The sequence below is a fragment of the Sebaldella sp. S0638 genome (assembly GCF_024158605.1).
Lineage (GTDB): Bacteria > Fusobacteriota > Fusobacteriia > Fusobacteriales > Leptotrichiaceae > Sebaldella.
On sequence record NZ_JAMZGM010000208.1, the window covers coordinates 1 to 2,936 of the forward strand.

The 2,936-nt window shown below is 32.4% G+C and carries 2 protein-coding genes; both read right to left on the minus strand.

The genetic code is table 11. The features are described from left to right. Window positions 1-111: 111 nt before the first annotated feature. Entirely contained in the window at window positions 112-825 is a 714-nt protein-coding gene (locus tag NK213_RS19495; protein WP_253352434.1) for a glucosamine-6-phosphate deaminase, read from the minus strand. Window positions 826-837: 12 nt separating this feature from the next. Beyond that, window positions 838-2,280, minus strand: a complete 1,443-nt coding sequence (locus NK213_RS19500) for a glycoside hydrolase family 1 protein (RefSeq protein WP_253352436.1) — start codon at window positions 2,278-2,280, stop codon at window positions 838-840. Between the last annotated feature and the right edge of the window lie 656 nt (window positions 2,281-2,936).

The following is a 2,936-nucleotide window of genomic DNA, read 5'->3' on the forward strand; positions in this document are numbered from 1 at the left end:
TAGATAAATCAATATATGAAAAACAAATCTTTTATTATATCAGATTTAATTTACAGACTTTCTTGCACACTCCCATTCTCCCCCCGAGTATCTCTAACAGGTTTTTATTAGTTAAAGTTCCAGCTCGGAAGCTGCATCTTCATCAAGAATTATTGTAATATCAGGATGTAATCTCAAAAGAGATGAAGGCACATCTTCTGTCACTTCTCCCTCAAGTGCTTTTTTTACTATAGCTGCCTTATGTTTGCCGTTTACCACAAGTATCAGCTTTTTTACCGCGAATACACTCGCAGGCCCCATTGTTACAAATGAGTCAGGAACATATTTTATATCTCCCACTTCACCTACCATCAGCTCTTTTAGTTCTTCAGCTATAGGAGCCATATATGTTTTATTGCCGAATTTCGTCAATTTAGGAAGATTTCCGCAGAAATGTCCATCTCCGCCCATTCCCATTAGTATCGCATCAAGTCCGCCGTCATTTTTTAATATTTCGTCGTATTCTTTATAATTCTCCATTGTAAGCTTATGAATATTTTCCTCTTTTATTCCCGCAGGTGTGAGATAATCATTTCTCAGATTACTTATTGTAACCCCTTCCCTGTCCAGTCCTTTAAAAGGTATCTCATCAAAATTATAATAATGTACATTATCAAAATGTTCTTTTCCTTTTACCTGTCCTATCATTTGTCTGTAAATCTCTTTTGGAGTGCTTCCCGCAGTAATTGAAAGGTTTACTCTTTTATCCTGATACATCAGCCCCATCAAAATATTCACCGCAATACTGCTCATTTCTTCATAAGTTTTTGTTATAATTAATTTCATTTTTTCCCCTTTCTATACTTCTTCACCGTTAGTCTCTATTACTTTTTTATACCAGTGAAATGATTTTTTAGGATATCTTTTCTTCGTTCCCTTTCCTTCATCATCTATATCTACATATATAAAACCGTATCTTTTTGACATTTCTCCTGTTGATGCGCTTACCAGATCAATACAGCCCCAGCTTGTATAGCCCATAAGGTCTACTCCGCTTTCTACGGCTTCTGCCATAGCATCTATATGATCTCTCATATACTGTATTCTGTATTCATCATTTATTTCATTTTTATCATCTAAAACATCATGTGCTCCAAGTCCGTTTTCTACTATAAATAATGGAACCTGATATCTGTCATAAAGCTCATTTAATGCTATTTTCAAACCTGTAGGGTCTATTTCCCATCCCCAGTCACTGGCTTTCAAAAATGGATTCTTTATAGCTGACAGAAGATTACCGTTGGTTTTTTCCATACTTTCAGGATCTGCCGCCCTTACCGCTGACATATAATAGCTGAATCCGATGTAATCTGCCGGATACTCTCTAATCAGCTCCAAATCACCGGCTTTTATATCCAGTTTAATATTTTCTCTCTTAAATACTTTATTTATATAAGAAGGATATTTTCCTCTTACCTGTACATCTGCACAAAAATTATTAAACATTCTGCTCTCTTCCAGATTTGCCCATTGATTAGCAGGATTGCAGTCATATGAATAGCTTGTACCATAAATAATCATACATCCCACTCTCAGATTTTTATCAAGTTCATGTGCTTTTTTCACAGCAAGACTGCTCGCCGTAAACTGATGATGAAGTCCCTGATATACATCCTGTTTCCCTGCTTTAGGATCTTTATTTACAAATCCCTGACTGAATAATGGTATAAAAAAGGCACTGTTTATTTCATTAAATGTCATCCAGTATTTTACTTTTTTATAATATCTTTCCAGTACAGTATCAGCATATTTTTCAAAAAATTCTATTAATTTTCTATTTTTCCATCCGCCGTATTTAACCGCAAGATTCAGCGGCATCTCGTAATGTGAAATTGTCACCACAGGTTCAATGCCGTATTTTAGACATTCATCAAATACATTATCATAAAACTTCAGCCCTTCTTCATTCGGCTCTGCTTCATCACCCTGCGGAAATATTCTTGACCATGCTATAGATAATCTGTAGCATTTAAATCCCATTTCTGCAAATAAGGCTATATCTTCTTTATATGTGTGATAAAAGTCAATTCCGTCATGATTAGGATAAGTATACTTGTCGCTGTGAATTTTAAAATCAAAATCCGGATCTTTTATTATTCCCAGTCTCTTTTTTCCTCCGGGTACGACATCCATAATTGAAAGTCCTTTTCCACCTTGATTATAAGCTCCTTCAAGCTGGTTTGCCGCTGTTGCCCCGCCCCAAAGAAAGTTTTCCGGAAATCTTTTTTGTGAATTTTCCATAAAATGCCTCCTTTTTCTGTATATTTATACTATAAATTATGGTATGCATTCCATGTCAAGAACTTTTTTTATTTTATAAATTCTTCTTTCGATAAAACAATATAATACAGAAAAACTTCTAGTAATTTTTATATATTGTCTAAAAATGTAAAACTATTTTTTTAAACAAACTACTATTATTTTTGAGATATGTCAGTTTCTTATCATCATAATTTATCTTAAAGATTTTTGCGTATTTTCCACAGTCACTTCATCTGAAATAACATCTTATTTTTCAGTTTTTGAATGTGCTTTTCTACTATCAATTAATTTAGCTAAAACTAGCTATTCCCAAATTTATACTTCACTGAAAAATATATCATACATCTATTTTTCAGTATATATAAGTATTCTTAAATGATTTTACAGTAATTTCATCCTCTTATATTTACATAAACTCCTCAATATTCCTCTTATATTTTTTTATAAGTAGAAGCAAACACAGTATTTATAGTATCTATTTGTATTCTACTCTTTATAATAACTTAAATATATAAATAATAAACTCTCCAAAAAAATATTGGAGAGTTTATTTATAATATGTACTTATGTCAATAATGTGGACACATTTATCTTGTCTATTATGAAATTTTTTTCAAATATTCTTTAGGAGATAA